The organism is Mesorhizobium sp. M1A.T.Ca.IN.004.03.1.1, from assembly GCF_003997555.1.
In the GTDB taxonomy this organism is placed as follows: domain Bacteria; phylum Pseudomonadota; class Alphaproteobacteria; order Rhizobiales; family Rhizobiaceae; genus Mesorhizobium.
This window is the reverse complement of the sequence record NZ_RZTV01000097.1, coordinates 1-345: the sequence shown is the minus strand read 5'-3', so window position 1 is coordinate 345 and position 345 is coordinate 1. Positions and strand designations below refer to the sequence as shown.

The following is a 345-nucleotide window of genomic DNA, read 5'->3' as shown; positions in this document are numbered from 1 at the left end:
ATCGGAACTCATGACGCGGGACTGACTTCCTTTTGATACGGGAATCCTGGAATAACGACACCAGGAAATCTATCGGCTTGCGCCAAATAAACCATAGCTTCACGCAGACGTGTTCCAGCCGGAGCCGACGATATGAAGAGCGCTGTTGCAGCGCTACATCACAACGATCTCGGCCTTGGCGGGAAGCCGGTCATAGAGATCGACGACATCCTGGTTCAGCATGCGCACGCAGCCCGACGATGTCGCCTTGCCGATCGACTGCCAGTCCGGCGTGCCATGGATGCGGTAAAGGGTGTCCTGCCCGTCCTTGAAAATATACATGGCGCGCGCGCCGAGCGGGTTCTG

1 protein-coding gene is annotated in these 345 nt (G+C 57.4%); it reads right to left on the bottom strand.

Annotated elements, in window-relative coordinates:
- Positions 1-153 precede the first annotated feature (153 nt).
- On the bottom strand, positions 154-345 hold a 192-nt coding region (locus tag EOD29_RS30870), incomplete at its 5' end, for a L,D-transpeptidase (protein ID WP_164763896.1).